This window comes from Streptosporangium sp. NPDC048886 (assembly GCF_055586905.1).
Window position 1 is genome coordinate 1 of the sequence record NZ_JBVJHH010000073.1, and the last position, 18,889, is coordinate 18,889.

The following is an 18,889-nucleotide window of genomic DNA, read 5'->3' on the forward strand; positions in this document are numbered from 1 at the left end:
CCCTTGGGGCCGAGGGTCACCTTGACGGCGTCCGCGAGCTGGTTCATACCGCGCTCGAGACCGCGCCGGGCGTCCTCGTCAAACGCGATCATCTTGGCTGCCATACGGCTAGACCTCCCAAACGCAGGGTGGCTTGCACCAGATCGAGCCGACGCCCGCGACGGCATGTGGACCCGCGACTCCGTTCGGCGGGTCCCATCGTCTCGATCCAGGGTTGGCACTCTCCAACAGGGAGTGCCAACGAACTGTTTAGCACTCTACCCTGCCGAGTGCAAGCTGTGGGGCCCTGACCTGCACCCAGCTTAGAGCGAGGTCCCGCCTTAACGGCGAAGGCCCGGCCCACCGACTGCGCGGCGAGCCGGGCCGACCTGTCGGAAGATCCACGCGGACTGCGCTGCCGCGGGATCCGCCGACATTTCCCGACGAATGGACGGAAAGGGGTACGTCAGACCGCCCGGACGGATTCCGCCTGGGGGCCCTTCTGGCCTTGAGTGATCTCGAACTCGACCCGCTGGCCCTGCTCGAGCGCACGATAGCCATCCATCATGATCGCGGAGTAATGGACGAACACATCCTTACCACCGTCTACCGCGATGAAGCCGTAGCCCTTGTCCGCGTTGAACCATTTGACGGTGCCTTGCGCCACTTCTGACTCCTCTTACTGGACTTGAGGACGCCGCCCATTCCTCTCGCGAAGCCCTCAATCTCCGAGGCGTAGACATCGCCTACGTCGATCGTTCTCGACCATACCTGTGGGACACCATAGGGCAACAGAGTCAATCAGCAAACTACCCCTTTACATACGCATTCAGGGGCGGAGCAGAGTTTTGCCGGTACGATTAATTGGTTAAAAATTGCATCATATCTCCAGGTCAGCAGCGACGATCTGCCCCGCGAAACACGACACCCGCACGCGGCCGGGCCGCGTGCGGGTGTCGTGGAGAGGCGGGGTGGGCGCGCGGAGGCGCCGGGGGTCAACCCCCCGCGACCGCCGGAATGATGGAGATCTGGACGCCGGACGGCGTGGCCGTGTCGAGATTGTCGGCGAAACGGACGTCCTCATCCCCGACATAGACGTTGACAAAACGCCGGATCTTGCCCGTTTCATCGAGAATGCGGGCGCCGATTCCGGGGTAGTCCGCATCGAGCTTCTGCAGAACCTCCCGGAGGGTCTCCCCCTCCGCGGCCACCTCGGCCGAGCCGCCGGTGTAGGTCCGGAGAATCGTCGGAATCCGCACAGAAACGCTCATTATTCAGTCCCTTTCACAAGTTTCTAGGCGATAGCCGTACGGAATGCGTCAAGAGACGGCCGGATGACTGCGGTGGGACGCGCCTGGTCCGCCACCGCGTCGAGGGTCTTGAGGCCGTCACCGGTGTTGAGGACCACGGTCTCGCCCTCGGGGTCGAGCCGCCCGGAGGCGACCAGCTTGCGCAGCACGCCGACGGTGACGCCGCCCGCGGTCTCGGCGAAGATCCCCTCGGTCCTGGCCAGCAGCCGGATCGCGTCGACGATCTCGGCGTCGGTGACGTCCTCCACGGCGCCGCCGGTGCGCCGGGCGATGTCCAGCACGTAGGGGCCGTCGGCGGGGTTCCCGATCGCCAGCGACTTGGCGATGGTGTCCGGCTTGACCGGGCGGATCACGTCGTGGCCCGCCTTGTAGGCGGCGGAGACCGGGGAGCAGCCCTCGGCCTGGGCGGCGAAGATCTTGTATGGCCTGTCCTCGACGAGGCCGAGCGCGATCAGCTCCTTGAACGCCTTGTCGATCTTCGTGAGCTGGGAGCCGGACGCGACCGGGATGACGATCTGGTCGGGGATCCGCCAGCCGAGCTGCTCGGCGATCTCGTAGGCCAGCGTCTTGGAGCCCTCGGCGTAGTAAGGCCGGAGGTTGACGTTGACGAAGCCCCACTTGTCGCCCAGCTCGTCACCGATGAGCTCCGAGCAGAAGCGGTTGACGTCGTCGTAGGTGCCCTCGATGCCGACGAGCTTGCCGCCGTAGACCGACGCCATGACGATCTTGGCCTGCTCCAGGTCCGCGGGGATGAACACGCAGGCGTCCAGCCCGGCTCGGGCGGCGGCCGCGGTCACCGCGCCGGCCAGGTTGCCGGTGGAGGAGCAGGACAGGGTATGGAAGCCGAAGTTGCGGGCCGCCTCGACCGCGATGGCCACCACGCGGTCCTTGAAGGAGTGGGTGGGGTTGCCGGAGTCGTCCTTCACGTGCAACGAACGGATGCCCAGCTCACGGGCGAGGTTGTCGGCCTTGACGAGCTTGGTCCAGCCGGGCGCCATGTTGGGCTTGGCGGCCACGTCCGCCGGGACGGGCAGCAGCGAGCGGTAGCGCCAGATGTTCGTCGGCCCCTCGGCGATCCGCTCCCGGGTCACGCGCCCGAAGTCGTAGGCGATCTCGAGGGGCCCGAAACACTCGATACAGGCGAAGCTGGGACCGAGGTCGTAGCGGGCGCCGCATTCGCGGCAGGACAGGGCCGCGGCGGGGCCGAAGTCGAGCGAGGTGGTGGTTTCAGTGCTTGCGAGCGCCATGAAGCGAGGCCTTTCCCTCATCTTCGTCTGCGACCACCCTGGCCGCAGACCGGAATTGGCACCTGTCCCGGCCGACCTCGTCAGATCACGAGTCTTGAACCGGGAGGGTTGCCGGGGCTTCGCAGGGCCGGTCCCTCCACCCCTCTGGATGAGCAAATATTCAGTTGGAACCTGGCGAGCAGGTCTTACGCACTCTACCCCGGCTTGCCTCCATCCTGACCAACCGTCTCATTTTTTGAGATGTAATGTGTTACCTGGCGGACAGCTCCCGCCGGGACCAGCGGGATCGCCGGCCGTGGGACGCGCCCCCCTCCGAACGCCCACCCGCCGCCGGGCCGTCCGGCCACGGTGCCGGGATCGCCTTCGTGAGCCGGGTGAAGCGGTTGACGCCACGGCACCGCCGTACGTCCCGTGTCACCACGGGCGGCCGGCGGAGCCCCTCGCCAGGCTCACGTTCTCCGACGATCGCCTGCCCGGCGGGAGCTCCGTCCTCCCTTCGGCCCTCACGACGATCCGCGCCCCGCCCCGGAACGCGGTCGAGGATCGGCGTGGCGTGGTGGGACCGGGAGCGGGTTACGGCGTCTTGTAGCCCAGGGTGTAGGGGCCGAAGCCGGCCGCGGAGACCAGGCGGTAGCGGTAGTAGCCGGCCGTGCCGGTGTAGCTGATCTTCTCGTCCGGCCCCGCGCCGTCGGAGGAGGCGACGGTGGGCCAGGACCGGCCGTTCCACTTCTCGAGGTAGAGGTCGAAGTCGACGCCGACGGGGCCGTCCAGGCAGGCGGTGTGCAGACCGGTGACGGTCGCCCGGTAGTACAGGTTGTTCGGCTGGTAGACGGTCTGGCCGTTGCGCAGGGTGCCGGTCAGGGTCCTCGGGTAGCCGGTGCAGGTGCCCGTGGTCGGCGGCGGCGGGTTGCCCTCGGTGGTCCTCAGCGACAGGCCGTAGGCGGTGAGGATCTCGCCGATCGGCTGGAAGTAGGTGGTACCGCCCGAACTGCAGTCGCCCGAGCCGCCGGAGGTGACGCCCTGGGCCTGGTCGACGGAGATGAAGGAGCCGCCCGAATCGCCGGGCTCGGCGCAGACGTTGGTGCGGGTCAGCTGGTAGACGGTGCCCTGGGGGTAGGTGACGCTGGCGTCGCGCTGCTGGATGACGCCGCAGTGCCAGTCGGTGGTGGAGCCGGACCGGCAGACCGAGGCGCCCTCGATGGCGACCCGGGCGCCGGCGACGGGCACGGTGCCGCCCTCGCCGTTGTCCACCTTCGGGGTGGCCGTCCAGTTGGCGTTGGCCGCGACCCAGGCGTAGTCGTTGCCGGGGAAGCTGGAGCCCTGGAAGACGCCCTGGGCGACGCGGTTGAAGCCGGTGGTGGTGGCGCCGGTCGTGCCGCAGTGGCCGGCGGTGACGAAGCCGTTCTGGGTGCCCTTGACCACGGGGAAGCCGATCGAGCAGCGGCTGGTGGTGCCGATGTAGTAGGCGGTGCCGCCCACCAGGTCGTACAGGGGCTGGGGGACCTCGGTGGAGGGCAGCACGAGCACCGCGCCGGTGTCCACGCCGGCGCTCTCGACGACGTTCTGGGCCTCGTCCGGTTTCGGGGCCAGGACGACCACCTTGTTGCGCTTGACGTCGACGTAGCGCGCGCTGGACACCAGCGGTTTGGCGGGCAGGGTCTGGTCGAGCTTCTTCTTGATCGTGGCCAGTTCCGCCAGCGATCTGGTGACGATCTCGGCCTGGGCGCCCGCGGCGAGGACCTCGGGGATGTCGTCGGCGCTGGTGGTGGCGACCACGAGGTTCTGCGCGCTGTTTCCCCGCAGCCAGGTGCCGCCGAAGCGGTCGCCGAGCCTCCTGCTCAGCTGCGCCGCGATCGGGGTCAGGCGGGCCTCGTTGAGCAGGCGGGCCTGGGCCTGCTCCTTGCTGATCCCGAGGTCGCGCTGGAGCGCCTCCAGCATGCCCGGCGGCGGCTTCAGCGCGGTTGCGGCGGCCATGGGGGCCGGGATCCCTGCTGCCTGGCGTTCGGCGCCGGCCGGCACGGCGGCCAGGGTAAGTGCGGTGATCGTTAGGACGCATCCCGTGGTAACGGCATGTCTGCGGGACATGGGGTCTCTCCTCGACCTCGGCTTTCAGGCATGAGGGGGGAGAGCGCCTCGTATCACAGAGTGATCATGCGATGTGGGCAACGCCACCTTAATCCAGCCGTTGCCGATCAAGGCCGCGAAAGCCGCGCGCCACGCGGGCGGCGGTTTCAGGCGGCCCCCGGGAAGCGGTTTCAGGCGGCCCCCGGGAAGGAGCGCCGTGACCGGCTCGGCCGTTTCCGGATCCGCCGCCGACCCGTCGGGATCAGAAGCCGTAGGCGTCGCCCAGCGCGCTCTGGACGTATTTGCGCGCCTGGTGGATGCGGGACTTGGCGGTGCCGAGCGGGATGCCGAGCTGCTCGGCCACCTCGTTGTAGTCGAGCTGGCAGATGTCGCGCAGCACCAGCGCCTGGGCCAGCTCCGGCTTGTCGGCCTCCAGCGCCTCCATCGCGTCGAGCAGGTCCAGCCGGGATCCGGCGATCACGCTCACCCGGGCGACGTCGGGCTTCTGCAGCGGCAGCTCGTCGGAGCTCTGCTCGGCCGAGCGCCGCTTCAGCGACCGGTAGGTGGTCCGGGCGCAGTTGGCGGTCACGATGTGCAGCCAGGTGGTGAACCGGGCCCGCCCCTCGAAGCGGCCGATGTTGCGGGCCACCGCCAGCAGCGTGTCCTGGGAGGCCTCCTCGGCGTCCTGCCGGTAGGGCAGGATGCGCCCGCAGTGGCGGAGCACGTCCGGCTCGATCCGCTTCAGCAGCTCACCCAGCGCGCGGTGGTCACCCCGGGCGGCCAGGCGGGCCAGTTCCTCGGTCGTCTCGTCCAGCGCCATCAAGGGCCCCCATCACCGGTCACAGTCGCTCGACATCCTACGGTCGAGGGTTATGTTTGGTTAACCTTCGGGACAAGCATGTCCCTAGGCGAGGGGGTCTGATGAACGCGATCCTGGTGGCTTCCAACCGCGGTCCCGTCTCGTTCACGCTCTCCGAGGACGGCTCCCTGAGCATGCGCAGGGGCGGAGGCGGCCTGGTGTCGGGGCTGGCGGAGGTCGCCAAGGGTCTCAACATGCTCTGGGTCTGCGCCGCGCTGTCCGACGGCGACCGCAGCGCGGCGCGGCTGGCGCCCGGCGGCCGGCTCGATCACGCCGGCTACGACACCGGGGCGGTGCGGATGCTCGACATCCCCCCGACGATCTTCCACCGGGCCTACAACGCGGTGGCGAACTCCACTCTCTGGTTCGTCAACCACCTCCTGTACGACACCCCCAACAGGCCGCTCTTCGACGCCAGGTTCCGCCGCGAGTGGGAGTCCTACCAGACGTACAACGAGGCGTTCGCGATGGCGCTGGCCGAGGAGGCGGCGCACGGCGCCAGGGTGATGGTCCAGGACTACCACCTGACCCTCGTCCCGGCCATGCTGCGGGGCGAGCGGCCCGACCTGCGGGTGGCCCACTTCTCGCACACCCCGTGGGCGCCGCCGGAGTATTTCAACCTGCTCCCCGACGGCGTCGGGATCGAGCTGCTCGAAGGCATCCTGGGCGCCGACCACGCGGGGTTCCTGACCGCGCGCTGGGCCGGGGCCTTCATGGACTGCTGCGAGACGGTGCTCGGCGCGGAGGTGGACCGCGCCGGCCATACCGTCACCCACGGCGGCAGGACCACCCGGATCGGCGTGCACGGCCTCGGCGTGGACGGTGAGACGCTCTGGGCGCGGGCCTGCGAACCCGACGTCGAGTCGCACATGGCCGCCCTCCGCGAGCAGGTCGGCGACCGCAAGCTGATCGTGCGGATCGACCGGACCGAGCTGTCCAAGAACATCGTCCGGGGTCTGACCGCCTACCGGGAGTTCCTGGCGGCCCACCCCGAGTGGCACGGCAGGGTCGTGCACCTCGCCTTCGCCTACCCCTCCCGGCACGATCTTCCCGAATACCGCGAATACACCGCGGCGGTGCAGCGCTGCGCCCAGGAGATCGAGGACGAGTACGCCACCGAGGACTGGGCCCCGGTGATCCTCAACGTGCACGACGACTACCCGCGCTCGCTGGCCGCCTACCGGCTGGCCGACGTGCTGCTGGTCAACCCGATCCGCGACGGCATGAACCTGGTGGCCAAGGAGGGCCCCGTCCTGTCGCCGCGCAGCGCGCTGGTCCTGTCCCGCGAGGCCGGCGCCGCCGCCGAGCTGGGCGAGCACGCTCTCCTGGTCAACCCCTACGACGTCTCGGCCACGGCCGCCGCCCTCCACGAGGGCCTGGTCATGCCCGAGGACGAGCGCGCCCGCCGGGGCGCCCTCCTGGCCGCCGCCGCCACCGCGCTCCCCCCGCACCGCTGGTTCTCCGACCAGCTCGCCGCCCTCAAATGAGCCTCGGAATGTCCGGCCCGTCATGAGATAGTCCCCATGGAAGTCTCGATCCGCCGCCTGCCCAGGGGAGCCAGTTGACCGCGATCACGCCCGTCCGGCTGACCCGCGATCGCGCGACCTGGCTCGTCTACCTGCAGCTCGGCGTCTTCGCCACCTACCTGTACGGCCTCAGCGCCGCCCTCCCCATGCTCCGCATCGACCAGGGGGTGTCACAGGCGGTCGCCGGGCTGCACGGCACCGCGATGGCGGTCGGCAGCATCCTCACCGGGCTCGCGCTGCCCTGGCTGACCAGGAGGATCGGCCGCCGGGCCGTCACCTGGACGGGCCTGGCCGGGATGAACGCCGGCGTGCTGCTGGTGATGGCGGGCACCGCGCTGCCGGTCACCCTGCTCGGGTACGGCATCGCCAGCGGGATGGCGTCGATCACCCTCTACGCGGGCATGGCCGCGCTCAGCGACCACCACGGCCCGGCGGGCGCGGCGGCGATCAGCGAGGCCAACGCCGTCGGGGTGTGCGTCGGCATCGCCGCGCCGTTCGTCATCGCCTCCGCCGCGCAGACCGCGCTCGGCTGGCGGGCGGCGCTGCTGATGACCCCGGTCCTGACCGTGCTGCTCGCACTGACCATGGGCCGCGTCTGGATCCCCGAGCGCGCCGGTGCCGAGGTCCGTCCCGGCCCGGAGGGCGGGGCGCGCCTCGGCTGGCGCTTCCACGTCGCGGGGGCCGTGCTGTTCTGCTGCGTCGCGCTGGAGTTCTGCTTCAACCTGTGGGCGGCGAAGCTCTTCGCCGACCGGACCGGCCTGTCGGCGGCGGTGGCGGCGACCGGGCTGACCGCTTTCACCGCCGGCCTGGCGGCCGGCCGCTTCGCCGGGGCACGGCTGGCCCTGTGGGTGCGGCCCCCGGCCCTGCTCGTCGGCGCCCTCGTGCTCACCGCCACCGGCTGGGCGCTGTTCTGGCTGAGCCGCGACCCCGTGCTCTCCTACGCGGGCCTGGCCCTGTCCGGGCTGGGGGTCTCGCTGCACTTCCCGCTGGCCCTGTCGCGCGTGCTGGACGCCTCCGGCGGACGGCCGGACCAGGCCACGGCCATCGCCTCCGTCCTCGCCGGCCTCGCGGTCGGCATAGGCCCCCTCCTGCTCGGCGCGCTGGCCGACGGCTTCGGCATCCGGTGGGCGTTCGTGATGGTCCCCGTCCTGGTCGGGCTGGCCGTCGGCGGGGTCCTGGTCAGCTCCAGCTAGCGTGCCTCAGCGTGTCCGCCAGGCCGGGGGTGTTCCAGACGTCCACCACGAGGATCTTGGACTTGGGCAGATACCACTCGCGCTGGTCGAAGGTGGCGGTCTGCTCGCCGTTGCTGTGTTTGACGCACCGGCCGAACCAGGACCGGTAGTTGGCCTTGTGCCCGGGGCCGACCTGGCGCAGGCCGACGGCGGTGGCCTTGCCGAGGACCTGGCCGTGCTTGCCGTTGAAGGGGCAGGCCTGCACGTCGCTGGCGGGATAGAAGGGCTGCTCGGGCGTGTAGGCGGAGAACCCCTCGTGGCCGTACTTCAGAACCTTCGGGCCGAAGATCCAGAAGGCGTCGCACTTCGGGGTGAAGTAGCCGGCCGAGGGCTTGCCGCACGCCCCGGTGATCACCTTGACCCGGTCGCCGTCGCGATACACCTCCCAGCCGGAGGGGATCGTCAGGTTCATCCCCCGGAAGGACAGGGTCTGCGTGGCCGACGCGGAGGCGGACGTGGTCGAGGCGGACGTGGTCGAGGCGGAGGCGATCGCCGGGACGGCGAGCATGGCGGCGCCGGCCAGCGCGGCAAGGGCGTGAACGGTCTTTCTCATGCCGCGAAAGCTATCCGCCGCGACTTGCCGATGACTTAACTCTCAATGGCATCGGAGATCGAGCCGAGTAGTTCCATCACCCCGCCGGGCCCGTCCACCACGATGTCGGCCTCCACGGCCAGCTCGGCCGAGCCGCTGAACACCGTCACCCCCGGCAGCCCTGAGGCGCGCACGGCCGCGAAGGCCGCCAGGTCTCCCAGGTCGTCGCCGGCGAACAGCACCGAGCGCGCCCCCCGCTCCCGCAGGAAGGCGCTCAGCGCGATCCCCTTGTCCGTCCCGGGCGGCCGCAGCTCCAGCACGAACTTGCCCGGTTCGACCGTCAGCCCCGCCTCGGCCGCCAGCTTGGCGACCGGCTCGCGCAGCGCGTCGAGCACCGCCTGCGGCTCGGCGGTCCGCCGGGTGTGCACGGCCACCGCCCGCTCCTTGTCCTCGATCACGGCCCCGTCGAAGCGCGAGACCAGCGAGGGCAGCTCCGCCCGGACCCGCGCCAGGCCGGGGTGGGGAGGCGGCGCGGTGAGCGTGCCCGCCTCCCAGCGTTCGAGGCCGTAGTGGCCCAGCACCACCAGCCCCGGCACCCCGGCCAGGGAGCCGTACTCGACGGCCGTGGCGGCCGGGCGGCCGGTGACGACCGCCACGGCGCCGACCAGCCCACCGAGCCTGGCCAGCGTCGCGGGGCCGTCCGGGTGGATCCTGGCCGCCGCCGGGTCGGACACGATCGGGGAGAGCGTGCCGTCGAAGTCGAGCCCGATCACCGCCCCCGCGGGGTCGTCGATGATCGCCCGCAGTCCGTCGGGGGTGTCCACGGTCATGCTCGCTCGGCTCCTCGTCGGCTCCGCCGTCCTGCCTGGCCCATGTGGCTCGTCCTCCAGGGGTCGGCCCGGCTGCTTGTCTGTCTGGCCTTACCCACGGATCAGGGGCGCAAGCCCGTCCGCCGGGCGGCGCGGTCGCGCCGGCGGGTCTCGCGGAGCCGGCGCAGGCGCTTGACCAGGATCGGATCGTGGGCGAGCGCCTCGGGCCTGTCGATGAGCTCGCCGAGGAGCTGGTAGTAGCGGGTGGCCGAGATGTCGAAGGTCTCGCGGATGGCCTGCTCCTTGGCGCCCGCGTGGCGCCACCACTGGCGCTCGAAGGCGAGAAGCTCCCGCTCCCGGTCGGTGAGAGCCCGCGGGGCCGGCTCCTGGGCAGCACTGTCACCGGGGATCGGCGCAGTGTCCATTGGCTGTCCTCCTCGGTCGGGCACGCGGTGGTCACACCGCGGGCGCACGGCCCGCTGCCAGGATAGTCGGGAATTTCGGGCTGTTTACGACGCATGCATTTCCGGCTGTTCACAGCGGATGCGGAGACGTACAGTCACCAGATGTGACCTCTGTCATCACTCTTCTCACCGACTACGGCCTGGAGGACGGCTACGTCGCCGCCTGCCACGGCGTGATCGTCGGCATCTCGCCGGAGTCGCGGATCATCGACGTGTGCCATCTGGTCCCGTCCGGCGACATACGGCGGGCCGCGGCGATTCTGGCGCAGACGATCCCCTATCTGCCCGCCGGCGTGCACATCGCCGTGGTGGATCCCGGCGGCGGCTCGCGCCGGGCCGTGGCGGTCGAGGCCGGCAGTCACGTGTTCCTCGGCCCGGACAACGGCGTGCTGTCATGGGCGGTCCACGCCAGCGGCGGCGCGAGGGCGGCATACGAGCTGACCAACGAGGATCTCTTCAGGAAACCGGTCTCGCCGACCTTCCACGGGCGTGACGTCTTCGCCCCCGTGGCGGCGCACCTGACGGTCGGGCGGAGCCTGGCCGAGCTGGGGCCGGAGATCTCCTTGGAGCGGCTGGTCTCGCTGCCCACGCCGACCTCGCTGGTGCGCGAGGGCGTGGTGGAGGGCGAGGTGCTGTCGGTCGACCGCTACGGCAACACCCAGCTGTCGGTCGGCGCCCGCGACCTGGTGACGCTGGGGGTGCGGCCGGGCGACACGCTGGCGATCTGGCTGGGCCGCAGGCAGATCTCGGTGCCGTTCCGGGAGACGTACGCCGCGGTGGCCCCCGGAGAGCTGGTCGCCTTCACCGACTCGGCGGGGCTGGTCGCGCTGGCGGTCAACTCCGGTGACGCCTCCCAGCGGCTGGGCCTCCCCCCGGGCGCCCACGTGCGGCTGTCACCCGCCCCCTGAAGCACGGCGCCCCCGAAGCGCGGCACCCGTCCCCCCTTGGGGATGTTACCTAGCAAGCGCTTGTGTAATATCCTGCTATGGACGCACCCGTGATCGACGGCTGGTTCACCGTGGACGGCGGCACCGCGCATCTGCTCGGCACCCGCTGCGCCGACTGCCGGACCGTCTGCTTCCCGCCCCGGACGGGGTTCTGCCCCAACCCGCGCTGCGCGGGCGAGAACCTGGCCGAGACGCGACTCTCGCGCCGGGGCACCGTCTGGTCCTACACCAACGCCTGCTACCCGCCCCCCGCGCCGTTCGTGGCGGCCGAGCCGTACACGCCGGTGACGCTGGCGGCGGTGGAGCTGGCCGAGGAGGGGATCGTCGTGCTCGGCCAGGTCAAGGACCTGACCGTGGAGGAACTGCACGTCGGCATGGAGCTGGAGCTGACCTGGGGCCCGCTCGCCGACGGCCCGCCGGTGTGGATGTGGGGCAGGCCGTGAGCGCCGTCGTGCTGGGTGCCGGGATGCACCCCTGGGGGAAGTGGGGACGGCCCTTCACCGAGTACGGCGTGGCCGCCGCCCGGGCCGCGCTGCGCGACGCGGACCTGGCCTGGACCGACGTCCAGTACGTGGTGGGCGCCGGCACGATCAGGAACGGCTATCCGGGGTTCGTCGCCGGCGCGACGTTCGCCCAGGCGATGGGGTGGAGCGGCGCGCGGATCGCGTCCTGCTACGCGGCGTGCGCCTCGGGCGCCCAGGCCCTCGACATCGCCCGCGCCCGGATCCTCGCCGGGCTCTGCGACGTGGCGATGGTCGTCGGCGCCGACTCCACGCCCAAGGGGTTCTTCAAGCCGGTGGGCGGCGACCGCCCGGACGACCCCGACTGGCTCCGGTTCCGGCTGCTCGGTGCCACCAACCCGGCGTACTTCGCGCTCTACGCGCGCAGGCGGATGGCCCTGTACGGCGACACCGCCGAGGACTTCGCCGCCGTCAAGGTCAAGAACGCCCTCGCCGGCTCCCTGAACGGCAACGCCCGCTACCGCAGAACCGTCACAGCCGGACAGGTGCTGGACTCTCCCATGGTGGCCGATCCGCTGCGGCTGATGGACATCTGCGCCACCTCCGACGGCGCCGCCGCGCTGGTGCTGGCCTCGGAGGACTTCGCCCGCCGCCACGGCGCGCGCGGCCCCGTACGGCTCGCGGCCGTCTCCACCGTGACGCCGTCCTTCCCCGGCACCGTGCTCGGACTGCCGGACTTCGCCACCGACTCCACCGCCGCGGTGCCGCCCCCCGAGCGGACCTTCCGCGCCTCCATCGCCCACGCCGCCTACGAGGAGGCCGGCCTGGGCCCCGGCGACCTGTCCTTCGCCGAGGTCTACGACCTGTCCACCGCGTTGGAGCTCGACTGGGTCGAGGAGATCGGCCTGTGCCCGCCCGGCGAGGCCGGCAAGCTGCTGCGCGCCGGGGACACCTCGCTCGGCGGCCGGATCCCGGTCAACCCCTCCGGCGGGCTCGCCTCCTTCGGCGAGGCCGTCCCCGCCCAGGCCATCGCGCAGGTCTGCGAGCTCACCTGGCAGTTACGGGGCACGGCGGGGGCGCGCCAGGTGGACCGGGCGCGGGTCGGGCTGGCAGTCAACCAAGGTTTGTTCGGTCACGGCTCCGCGATCATTGCCACAACCTGACCTTCTCGGCACCGCCACAAAGCATGGCGGTGGATAGTGTCGCTCCCGTTACGTTGAGTAGCCGCGCGCAGACAGAACGTTCCAAGTCCGGACACTGCCGCGGTTTCCTTACGGGGGGGAACAACACATGATTCGTCGTCTTCTCATCACTTCCGCGTGCGCCGGTATCGCCATCCTCGCGCCCGCCGCCGCCGCCTCCGCCTCCACGTCCGCGGCCAAGTCCGCGGACTGCTGCGGCGTCGGCGTCGTCTCGACCCCGGTCGTGGTCCCGACGTACAGCTGCACGGCCACCTACGTGGCGGCCTCTCCCTGCGTCGGCGCGTACTCGTACGGCGGCGGCGTCTACGGCGGCGGCGTCTACGGCGGCGGGGTCTACGGCGGCGGGGTCTACGGCGGCGGCGTCCGTCCGGGCGTCCTCGGCAGCAACAACGTGATCAGCAGCGGCAGCGGAGTCGGCCACGGAGTCGGCATCGGCGGTCTCGTCGGCATCGGCGGCATCGGCGTCGACATCCTGTAGTGAACGCGAAGGGCGTCGCCCCCACATGTGAAATGTGGGGGCGACGCCCTTCTGCTTTCAGGCCCTTCTACACGTGCACCACGTCATGGGTCTCGGCGAAGTGGCAGGCGCTGGCGTGCGCGGTGCCCGGCCGGATCTGCAGCAGCGGCTCCTGTTCGGCGCAGATGTCCTGCGCCTTCCAGCACCTGGTGCGGAAGCGGCACCCCGACGGCGGGTTGGCCGGGGACGGCGGGTCACCCTGGAGGATGATCCGCTCGCGCCGCTCGCGCCCCTCCGGGTCGGGCAGCGGCACCGCCGACAGCAGCGCCTGGGTGTAGGGGTGGGCGGGGCGGTCGTAGATCTCGGTGTCCTTGCCGAGTTCGACCATCTTGCCCAGATACATCACACCGACCCGGTCGGAGATGTGACGGACCACCGACAGGTCGTGGGCGATGAAGACGTAGGCGAGGCCGAACTCGTTCTGCAGCCGCTCCAGCAGGTTGATGACCTGTGCCTGGATCGACACGTCGAGCGCCGACACCGGCTCGTCGCAGACGATGATCTCCGGCTGGAGCGCCAGCCCCCGGGCGATGCCGATGCGCTGGCGCTGGCCGCCGGAGAACTGGTGCGGGTAGCGGTTGACGTGGTCGGGGTTGAGGCCCACGACCTCCAGCAGCTCCTGCACCTTGCGGCGGCGGTCCCCCTTGGGGACGACGTCCTGGTGGATCTCGTACGGCTCGCCGATGATGTCGCCCACGGTCATCCGGGGGTTCAGCGAGGTGTAGGGGTCCTGCATGACCATCTGGATGTTGCGGCGGACCCGCTTGAGCTCGCCGCCCCTGGCCTGGGCGATCTCCCGGCCGTTGATCCTCACCGAGCCGGAGGTCGGCCGCTCCAGCGCCATCAGGAGCTTGGCCAGCGTCGACTTGCCGCAGCCGGACTCGCCGACGATGCCGAGCGTCTCGCCGCGCCGCAGGTCGAAGGAGACCCCGTCCACGGCCTTGATCGCACCGATCTGCTTCTTCATGACGATGCCCTGGTTCAGCGGGAAGTGCTTGACCAGGTCGCGGACCTCAAGGATCGGCTCACCCGTGGCTGCCATCGAGGACCTCCCTCCAGTAGTGACAGGCGCTGCTGCGTGTCGAGCCGATCTCGTGGAGAGGCGGCGCGTCGGTGACGCAGTTGTCCTGACGGTAGGGGCACCGGGGGTGGAAAGCACAGCCCGAGGGCATCGCGAGCAGGTTCGGCGGCATGCCCTTGATGGCGTACAGCTCCTGGCCCTTCTGGTCGACCCGGGGGATCGAGTCCAGCAGGCCCTTGGTGTACGGGTGGGCGGGGGCCCGGTAGATGTCGTGCACGGGGGCGTTCTCCACGATCCGCCCGCCGTACATGACCGCGATCTTGTCGGCCACGTCGGCCACCACGCCGAGATCGTGGGTGATCAGGATCAGGCCCATGTTGCTCTCGCGCTGCAGCTCGGCCAGGAGCTCCATGATCTGGGCCTGCACCGTCACGTCGAGCGCCGTGGTCGGCTCGTCGGCGATCAGCACCTCCGGATCGAGCGCGATCGACATCGCGATCATGATGCGCTGGCGCATGCCGCCGGAGAACTGGTGCGGGTAGTCGTGCACCCGCTGCCTGGCGCCGGGGATGCGGACCCGGTCCATCAGCTCGACGGCCTTCTTCTCGGCGTCACGCCGGGAGGCGCCCCGGTGCACCCGGAACATCTCTCCGATCTGCGAGCCCACGGTGAAGACCGGGTTCAGCGCGGAGAGCGCGTCCTGGAAGATCATCGAGATCCGCTGGCCGCGGACCTGGGAGCGGCCCTCCTCGGTCAGCTTGAGCAGGTCCGTGCCCCGGAAGCGGATCTCGCCCCGGGGGATGCGGGCCGGCGGCATGTCGAGGATGCCCATGATCGCCTGGGCGGTCACCGACTTGCCGGAGCCCGACTCGCCGAGCACGGCGAGCGTCTCGCCGGGGTTCAGCGAGTAGCTGACCCCGTTGACCGCCTTGACGACGCCCTGTCTGGTGACGAACTCCACGTGCAGGTCGTCGACGGAGAGCAGGGGTTCGTCACCCAGGGCTCCCCCGGCGGGCAGCACCGACGTTGACGTCTTCTTCACAGGTCCCCCTTACCGCAGCTTCGGGTCGAGGGCGTCGCGGACGGCGTCGCCCAGCATGATGAAGGCCAGCACGGTCAGGCTCAGGAACAGCGCCGGGAACAGCAGCGGACCCGGAGCCTCCAGGAAGCGCTCCCGGGCATCGGAGATCATAAGTCCCCAGGAGATGTCAGGCGAGCGTAGACCGACCCCGAGGAAGGAGAGACCGGCCTCCGCGGCGATGAAGCCGCCCAGATTGATCGTGGCGACCACGATCACGGACGCGACCGCGTTCGGCAGGATGTGCCGGAACATGATCCGGGGCGCGGAGGCGCCGAGCGCCCGGGCCGCGACCACGTAGTCCTGGCTCTTGGCGGTGATCACCGCGGCCCGCATGATGCGGAAGGTCATCGGCCAGGTCAGTACGGCCAGCGCCAGCATGACGGTCCAGACGTTGCCCGTGCGGAAGACCGCGAGGATGAGCAGGGCGCCGAGGATCGACGGGATCGCGAAGAAGATCTCGGTGATCCGGGAGAACAGGGTGTCGAGCGCGCCGCCCTTGAACCCCGCGACGAGGCCGAGCAGGCCGCCCACCAGCGCGGTGACGACCGTGGTCGTCACCCCCACCACGATCGAGTTGCGGGCGCCGTAGATCGTGCGGGCGTAGACGTCACAGCCCAGGTTGTCGGTGCCGAACCAGTGGGCGCCGCTCATGCCCTGCCGGGCATCGGCGAGCCGGCAGCTCGCGGCGTCGAACGGGTTCACCGAGGTGAAGAGCCAGGGAAATATCGACATGATCAGAAAAATGCCGATAAGGACGGCCGAGCCGATGAAGAGTGGACGGCGGCGCAGGTCGTGCCAGGCGTCGCTCCACAGGCTCGCGGCCTTGGGGGGCCGGGGAGCCTTGGCCCGCTTGCCGTGCTTGGCGCGCCTGGTGGCCGGAGCAAGGGTGTCACTCATAACGGATCCTCGGGTCGAGCACGGCGTAGAGCAGGTCGACGACCAGGTTGGCCAGGATGTAGATCAGCACCAGCACGGTCACGATGCCGACGACGACGGACTGCTCGCGCAGGTAGACCGAGCTGAACAGCTGCTGGCCGATGCCCGGCAGGTTGAAGATGGTCTCGGTGATCACCGCCCCGCCCATCAGCGTGCCGAGGTCGGCGCCGAGATAGGTGACCAACGGGATCAGCGCGTTGCGCAGCGCGTGCCGCCCGACGACCCGGCGCCGGGGCAGGCCCTTGGCCACCGCGGTGCGGATGTAGTCGGCGCGCAGGGTCTCCACGAGACTGGTCCGGGTGAGCCGGGTGAGGTAGGCGATCGACGTCCCGGCGAGCACGAAGCCGGGCAGCAGATAGCTGCGCCAGCCGTCCGTCACGCCCGCGACGGGCAGCAGGCCGACCTTGACCCCCAGGAGCAGCTGGAGCACGAACCCGGTGACCAGCGTGGGGATGGAGATCAGCACCAGCGTGGAGGCCAGGACCATCGAGTCCTGGGCCCTGCCGTGGCGCAGCGCCGCGTAGAGGCCGAGGCCGACTCCGATGATCGCCTCCATGACCAGGGCGGTCATCGCCAGGTTGATGGTCACCTGGAACTTGCCGGCCATGATGTCGGTGACCGGCACTCCGGCGAAGGTGGTGCCGAAGTCGCCGCCGAACAGGCCCACGAGGTAGTACCAGTACTGCACCAGGAACGGGTCGTTCAGGTGGTACTGCTCCCGCAGGATGGCGGTGATGTTGGGGTCCACCCGCTTCTCGCCCGCCAGCGCCGCGATGGGGTCACCGGGCAGCGCGAAGACGATGGCGTAGATGAGCAGGGTGGCGCCCAGCAGGACAGGTATCGCCTGGACAAGGCGCCTGATGATGTAACGGCCCATTCAAGCCTCCCGTACACGCCTCGGGGACGGCCCCTCGCGACCGGCCGGGTCGTGCCGTGCGAGGGACCACCCGGAGGCAGCCCATGGGGCCGGGCTCACGCGCCCGGCCCACCGCCGTCCGTCAGGCGACCTTCTCGACCTGGGTCCACTCGACCTGGTTGAGGAGGTTGAGCTTGATGCCCTTGACATGCTGGGAGAACGCGACGTTCGTCCGGTAGAAGTACACCGGGATGTACGGCAGTTCCTTGATCAGGATGTCGTCGGCCTGCTGGTAGTACTTCAGGCCCTGCGCCTGCGTGGCGGCGCTGTCGCCCTTGGCGAGGAGGTCGTCGAACTCCTTGTTGGACCAGCCCGCGTAGTTCGAGCCGGTCTTGATCGCGACGGTGGAGAAGACCGGGGTCAGGTAGTTCTCCGCGGACGGGTAGTCGATCGCCCAGCCCATGCGGAACATGCCGCCGTAGGTCTTCTTGTCCAGCTCGTCGAGGATCGAGGCGAACTTCTCGAACGGCTTCACCGTGACCTGGACGCCGAGGTTGGCGCGGAGGTTGTTGGCGACGGCCTCGATCCACTCCTTGTGCGGACCGTCGGAGTTGTAGCCCAGCTCCAGCGTCTTGGGGCCGTTGTTGTCGGCGTACTGCGACTTGGCCTTGGCCGGGTCGTAGGTGCAGACCGCGCAGGCGCCGGGGCGGTAGCCGTCGAGCAGCGGGTTGATGAAGTCGTCGGCCGGGGCGCGGGTGCCGGAGAAGACCGTCTCGGCGATCGTCTTGCGGTCGATGGCCATGGAGATGGCCTCGCGGACCTTCACGTTCTCGTAGGTCTTGTTGTACTGCATCGGGAAGCCGATGTAGCCGACGCCGGCGTCGGCCTCGTCCATGTAGCGCTCGCCGAGCTCGGCCTTGGCGCTGGCGATCGCCGACGGGGGCAGCGAGTCGTGGACGTCCAGGTTGCCCGCGCGCAGGTCGTTGAACGCGGTCTCGGAGCTCGCGTAGAGCTTGAACTGGAGCTTGTCGAACTTCGGCTTGGCCCCGGGGAACGCGTCGTAGCGGGTCAGGTCGATCGTCTGGTCGGTGCCCTTGTTGTAGGGCTTGTCGAACTTGAAGTAGCCCTGGCCGATCGGCTGCTTGGCGTACGCCTCGGTGACCTTGCCGGCGTCGTCGAAGGCGGCCTTGGGCAGCGGGTAGAACGACGTGTAGCCCAGCATCGTCTTGAACTGGGAGAACGGCTTGGTGAGGGTGATCTGGAAGGTCCGGGAGGTGGCCGCGTCGCCGAGGACCCTCAGGCCCCTCATCCCCTTGGCGGAGACGGTCTTGCCCTCGCCCGGGTTCAGGTCGGCCCAGCCCTCGACGCGGCTGAAGAAGCCGTTGGCGCCCTGGGCGTTGTCCTGGTCGGCGGAGTAGTTCCAGGCGTCGACGTAGTTCTGCGCGATCAGCGGCTCCTTGTTGTGCCAGGTGTAGCCCGGCTTGAGCTTGATCGTCCAGACCTTGTTGTCGGTCGTCTTGATCGAGTCGGCGACGTCGTTGACGACCTGCTTGTTCTCGTCGTAGCTGACCAGCGGGGCGAAGATGGCGGCCAGCACCTCGGAGCCCTCGGACTCGGTGGTGTCGCCGGGGTAGAAGAGCTTCTGCGGCTCGCCGAGTTCCATGCGCACGGGCTGGTCGGCCGAGGCCGTCCCACCACCCGCGGAGGTCTGGCCGCCGCACGCGGCCAGCCCCAGGGCGAGCAGCGCGGTACCGGCCGTGATCCGTGCGCCCTTAGTAACGCGCATAGTGGTAATTCCTCCCTTTACAGGCGGACGTCGCCGTTGAGGTCCCGGAGCCGGAGGGCC

Annotated in this window: 19 protein-coding genes and 1 riboswitch; of the genes, 6 read left to right on the plus strand and 13 right to left on the minus strand. The window is 70.0% G+C overall.

The window, feature by feature from the left end; all coding sequences use genetic code 11:
• Window positions 1-445: 445 nt before the first annotated feature.
• The 5 genes from ACZ6R6_RS46725 to ACZ6R6_RS46745 all read right to left on the minus strand — a co-directional run bounded on the left by ACZ6R6_RS46725 (window position 446) and on the right by ACZ6R6_RS46745 (window position 5,420).
• Window positions 446-646, minus strand: coding sequence for a cold-shock protein (locus ACZ6R6_RS46725; RefSeq protein ID WP_012895270.1), 201 nt, complete (start codon window positions 644-646; stop codon window positions 446-448).
• A gap of 328 nt (window positions 647-974) precedes the next feature.
• Window positions 975-1,250: a MoaD/ThiS family protein gene (locus tag ACZ6R6_RS46730; protein ID WP_470103702.1), complete on the minus strand. Its 276-nt coding sequence runs from the start codon at window positions 1,248-1,250 to the stop codon at window positions 975-977.
• Between the two features lie 23 nt (window positions 1,251-1,273).
• The gene (gene thrC / locus ACZ6R6_RS46735) at window positions 1,274-2,536 is read right to left on the minus strand and encodes a threonine synthase (RefSeq protein ID WP_470103704.1); all 1,263 of its coding nucleotides are present in this window, start codon (window positions 2,534-2,536) and stop codon (window positions 1,274-1,276) included.
• A 14-nt stretch (window positions 2,537-2,550) separates the two neighbouring features.
• Window positions 2,551-2,691, minus strand: a riboswitch (SAM riboswitch).
• Between the two features lie 418 nt (window positions 2,692-3,109).
• Window positions 3,110-4,510, minus strand: coding sequence for a S1 family peptidase (locus ACZ6R6_RS46740; RefSeq protein ID WP_470103706.1), 1,401 nt, complete (start codon window positions 4,508-4,510; stop codon window positions 3,110-3,112).
• 352 nt (window positions 4,511-4,862) lie between these two features.
• Complete coding sequence (locus ACZ6R6_RS46745) at window positions 4,863-5,420, minus strand: RNA polymerase sigma factor (protein WP_470103708.1); 558 nt, start codon at window positions 5,418-5,420, stop codon at window positions 4,863-4,865.
• Between the two features lie 101 nt (window positions 5,421-5,521).
• Here ACZ6R6_RS46745 and ACZ6R6_RS46750 point away from each other — a divergent pair, with 101 nt between their 5' ends.
• The gene (locus ACZ6R6_RS46750; RefSeq protein ID WP_470103710.1) at window positions 5,522-6,946 is read left to right on the plus strand and encodes an alpha,alpha-trehalose-phosphate synthase (UDP-forming); all 1,425 of its coding nucleotides are present in this window, start codon (window positions 5,522-5,524) and stop codon (window positions 6,944-6,946) included.
• A 74-nt stretch (window positions 6,947-7,020) separates the two neighbouring features.
• The gene (locus tag ACZ6R6_RS46755) at window positions 7,021-8,178 is read left to right on the plus strand and encodes an MFS transporter (protein WP_470103712.1); all 1,158 of its coding nucleotides are present in this window, start codon (window positions 7,021-7,023) and stop codon (window positions 8,176-8,178) included.
• Here ACZ6R6_RS46755 and ACZ6R6_RS46760 read toward each other — a convergent pair.
• The 3 genes from ACZ6R6_RS46760 to ACZ6R6_RS46770 form a co-directional block, all read right to left on the minus strand.
• Window positions 8,165-8,770: a hypothetical protein gene (locus ACZ6R6_RS46760; RefSeq protein WP_470103714.1), complete on the minus strand. Its 606-nt coding sequence runs from the start codon at window positions 8,768-8,770 to the stop codon at window positions 8,165-8,167. The genes ACZ6R6_RS46755 and ACZ6R6_RS46760 overlap by 14 nt on opposite strands.
• A 35-nt stretch (window positions 8,771-8,805) precedes the next feature.
• The gene (gene otsB, locus ACZ6R6_RS46765) at window positions 8,806-9,579 is read right to left on the minus strand and encodes a trehalose-phosphatase (RefSeq protein WP_470103716.1); all 774 of its coding nucleotides are present in this window, start codon (window positions 9,577-9,579) and stop codon (window positions 8,806-8,808) included.
• Window positions 9,580-9,680: 101 nt separating this feature from the next.
• On the minus strand, window positions 9,681-9,983 hold the full coding sequence (locus tag ACZ6R6_RS46770) for a DUF3263 domain-containing protein (protein ID WP_470103717.1): 303 nt from the start codon (window positions 9,981-9,983) through the stop codon (window positions 9,681-9,683).
• Between the two features lie 143 nt (window positions 9,984-10,126).
• Between ACZ6R6_RS46770 and ACZ6R6_RS46775 the strand changes: the two genes are divergently transcribed.
• The 4 genes from ACZ6R6_RS46775 (at window position 10,127) to ACZ6R6_RS46790 (ending at window position 13,110) form a co-directional block, all read left to right on the plus strand.
• Window positions 10,127-10,930: an SAM hydrolase/SAM-dependent halogenase family protein gene (locus ACZ6R6_RS46775; RefSeq protein ID WP_470103719.1), complete on the plus strand. Its 804-nt coding sequence runs from the start codon at window positions 10,127-10,129 to the stop codon at window positions 10,928-10,930.
• 77 nt (window positions 10,931-11,007) lie between these two features.
• Entirely contained in the window at window positions 11,008-11,412 is a 405-nt protein-coding gene (locus ACZ6R6_RS46780) for a Zn-ribbon domain-containing OB-fold protein (RefSeq protein ID WP_470103721.1), read from the plus strand.
• Window positions 11,409-12,593, plus strand: a complete 1,185-nt coding sequence (locus tag ACZ6R6_RS46785) for a lipid-transfer protein (protein WP_470103723.1) — start codon at window positions 11,409-11,411, stop codon at window positions 12,591-12,593. The genes ACZ6R6_RS46780 and ACZ6R6_RS46785 overlap by 4 nt, the downstream gene beginning before the upstream one ends.
• A gap of 127 nt (window positions 12,594-12,720) precedes the next feature.
• Entirely contained in the window at window positions 12,721-13,110 is a 390-nt protein-coding gene (locus ACZ6R6_RS46790) for a hypothetical protein (RefSeq protein ID WP_470103725.1), read from the plus strand.
• 67 nt (window positions 13,111-13,177) lie between these two features.
• Here ACZ6R6_RS46790 and ACZ6R6_RS46795 read toward each other — a convergent pair whose 3' ends face one another.
• The 5 genes from ACZ6R6_RS46795 to ACZ6R6_RS46815 all read right to left on the minus strand — a co-directional run bounded on the left by ACZ6R6_RS46795 (window position 13,178) and on the right by ACZ6R6_RS46815 (window position 18,829).
• Window positions 13,178-14,191 carry an ABC transporter ATP-binding protein gene (locus ACZ6R6_RS46795; RefSeq protein WP_470103727.1) on the minus strand — a complete coding sequence of 338 codons (1,014 nt, stop codon included), beginning with the start codon at window positions 14,189-14,191 and terminating at the stop codon, window positions 13,178-13,180.
• Window positions 14,175-15,212 (minus strand): ABC transporter ATP-binding protein, encoded by a 1,038-nt coding sequence (locus ACZ6R6_RS46800; RefSeq protein WP_470103728.1) that lies wholly within the window; start codon window positions 15,210-15,212, stop codon window positions 14,175-14,177. Before ACZ6R6_RS46800 ends, ACZ6R6_RS46795 begins: the two co-directional genes overlap by 17 nt.
• Before the next feature lie 9 nt (window positions 15,213-15,221).
• Window positions 15,222-16,148: an ABC transporter permease gene (locus ACZ6R6_RS46805; RefSeq protein ID WP_470103729.1), complete on the minus strand. Its 927-nt coding sequence runs from the start codon at window positions 16,146-16,148 to the stop codon at window positions 15,222-15,224.
• Window positions 16,141-17,064: an ABC transporter permease gene (locus ACZ6R6_RS46810; RefSeq protein WP_470103731.1), complete on the minus strand. Its 924-nt coding sequence runs from the start codon at window positions 17,062-17,064 to the stop codon at window positions 16,141-16,143. Before ACZ6R6_RS46810 ends, ACZ6R6_RS46805 begins: the two co-directional genes overlap by 8 nt.
• A 121-nt stretch (window positions 17,065-17,185) precedes the next feature.
• A complete protein-coding gene (locus tag ACZ6R6_RS46815) occupies window positions 17,186-18,829 on the minus strand; it encodes a peptide ABC transporter substrate-binding protein (protein WP_470103733.1) in 1,644 nt (547 codons plus the stop codon).
• Window positions 18,830-18,889: the final 60 nt, after the last annotated feature.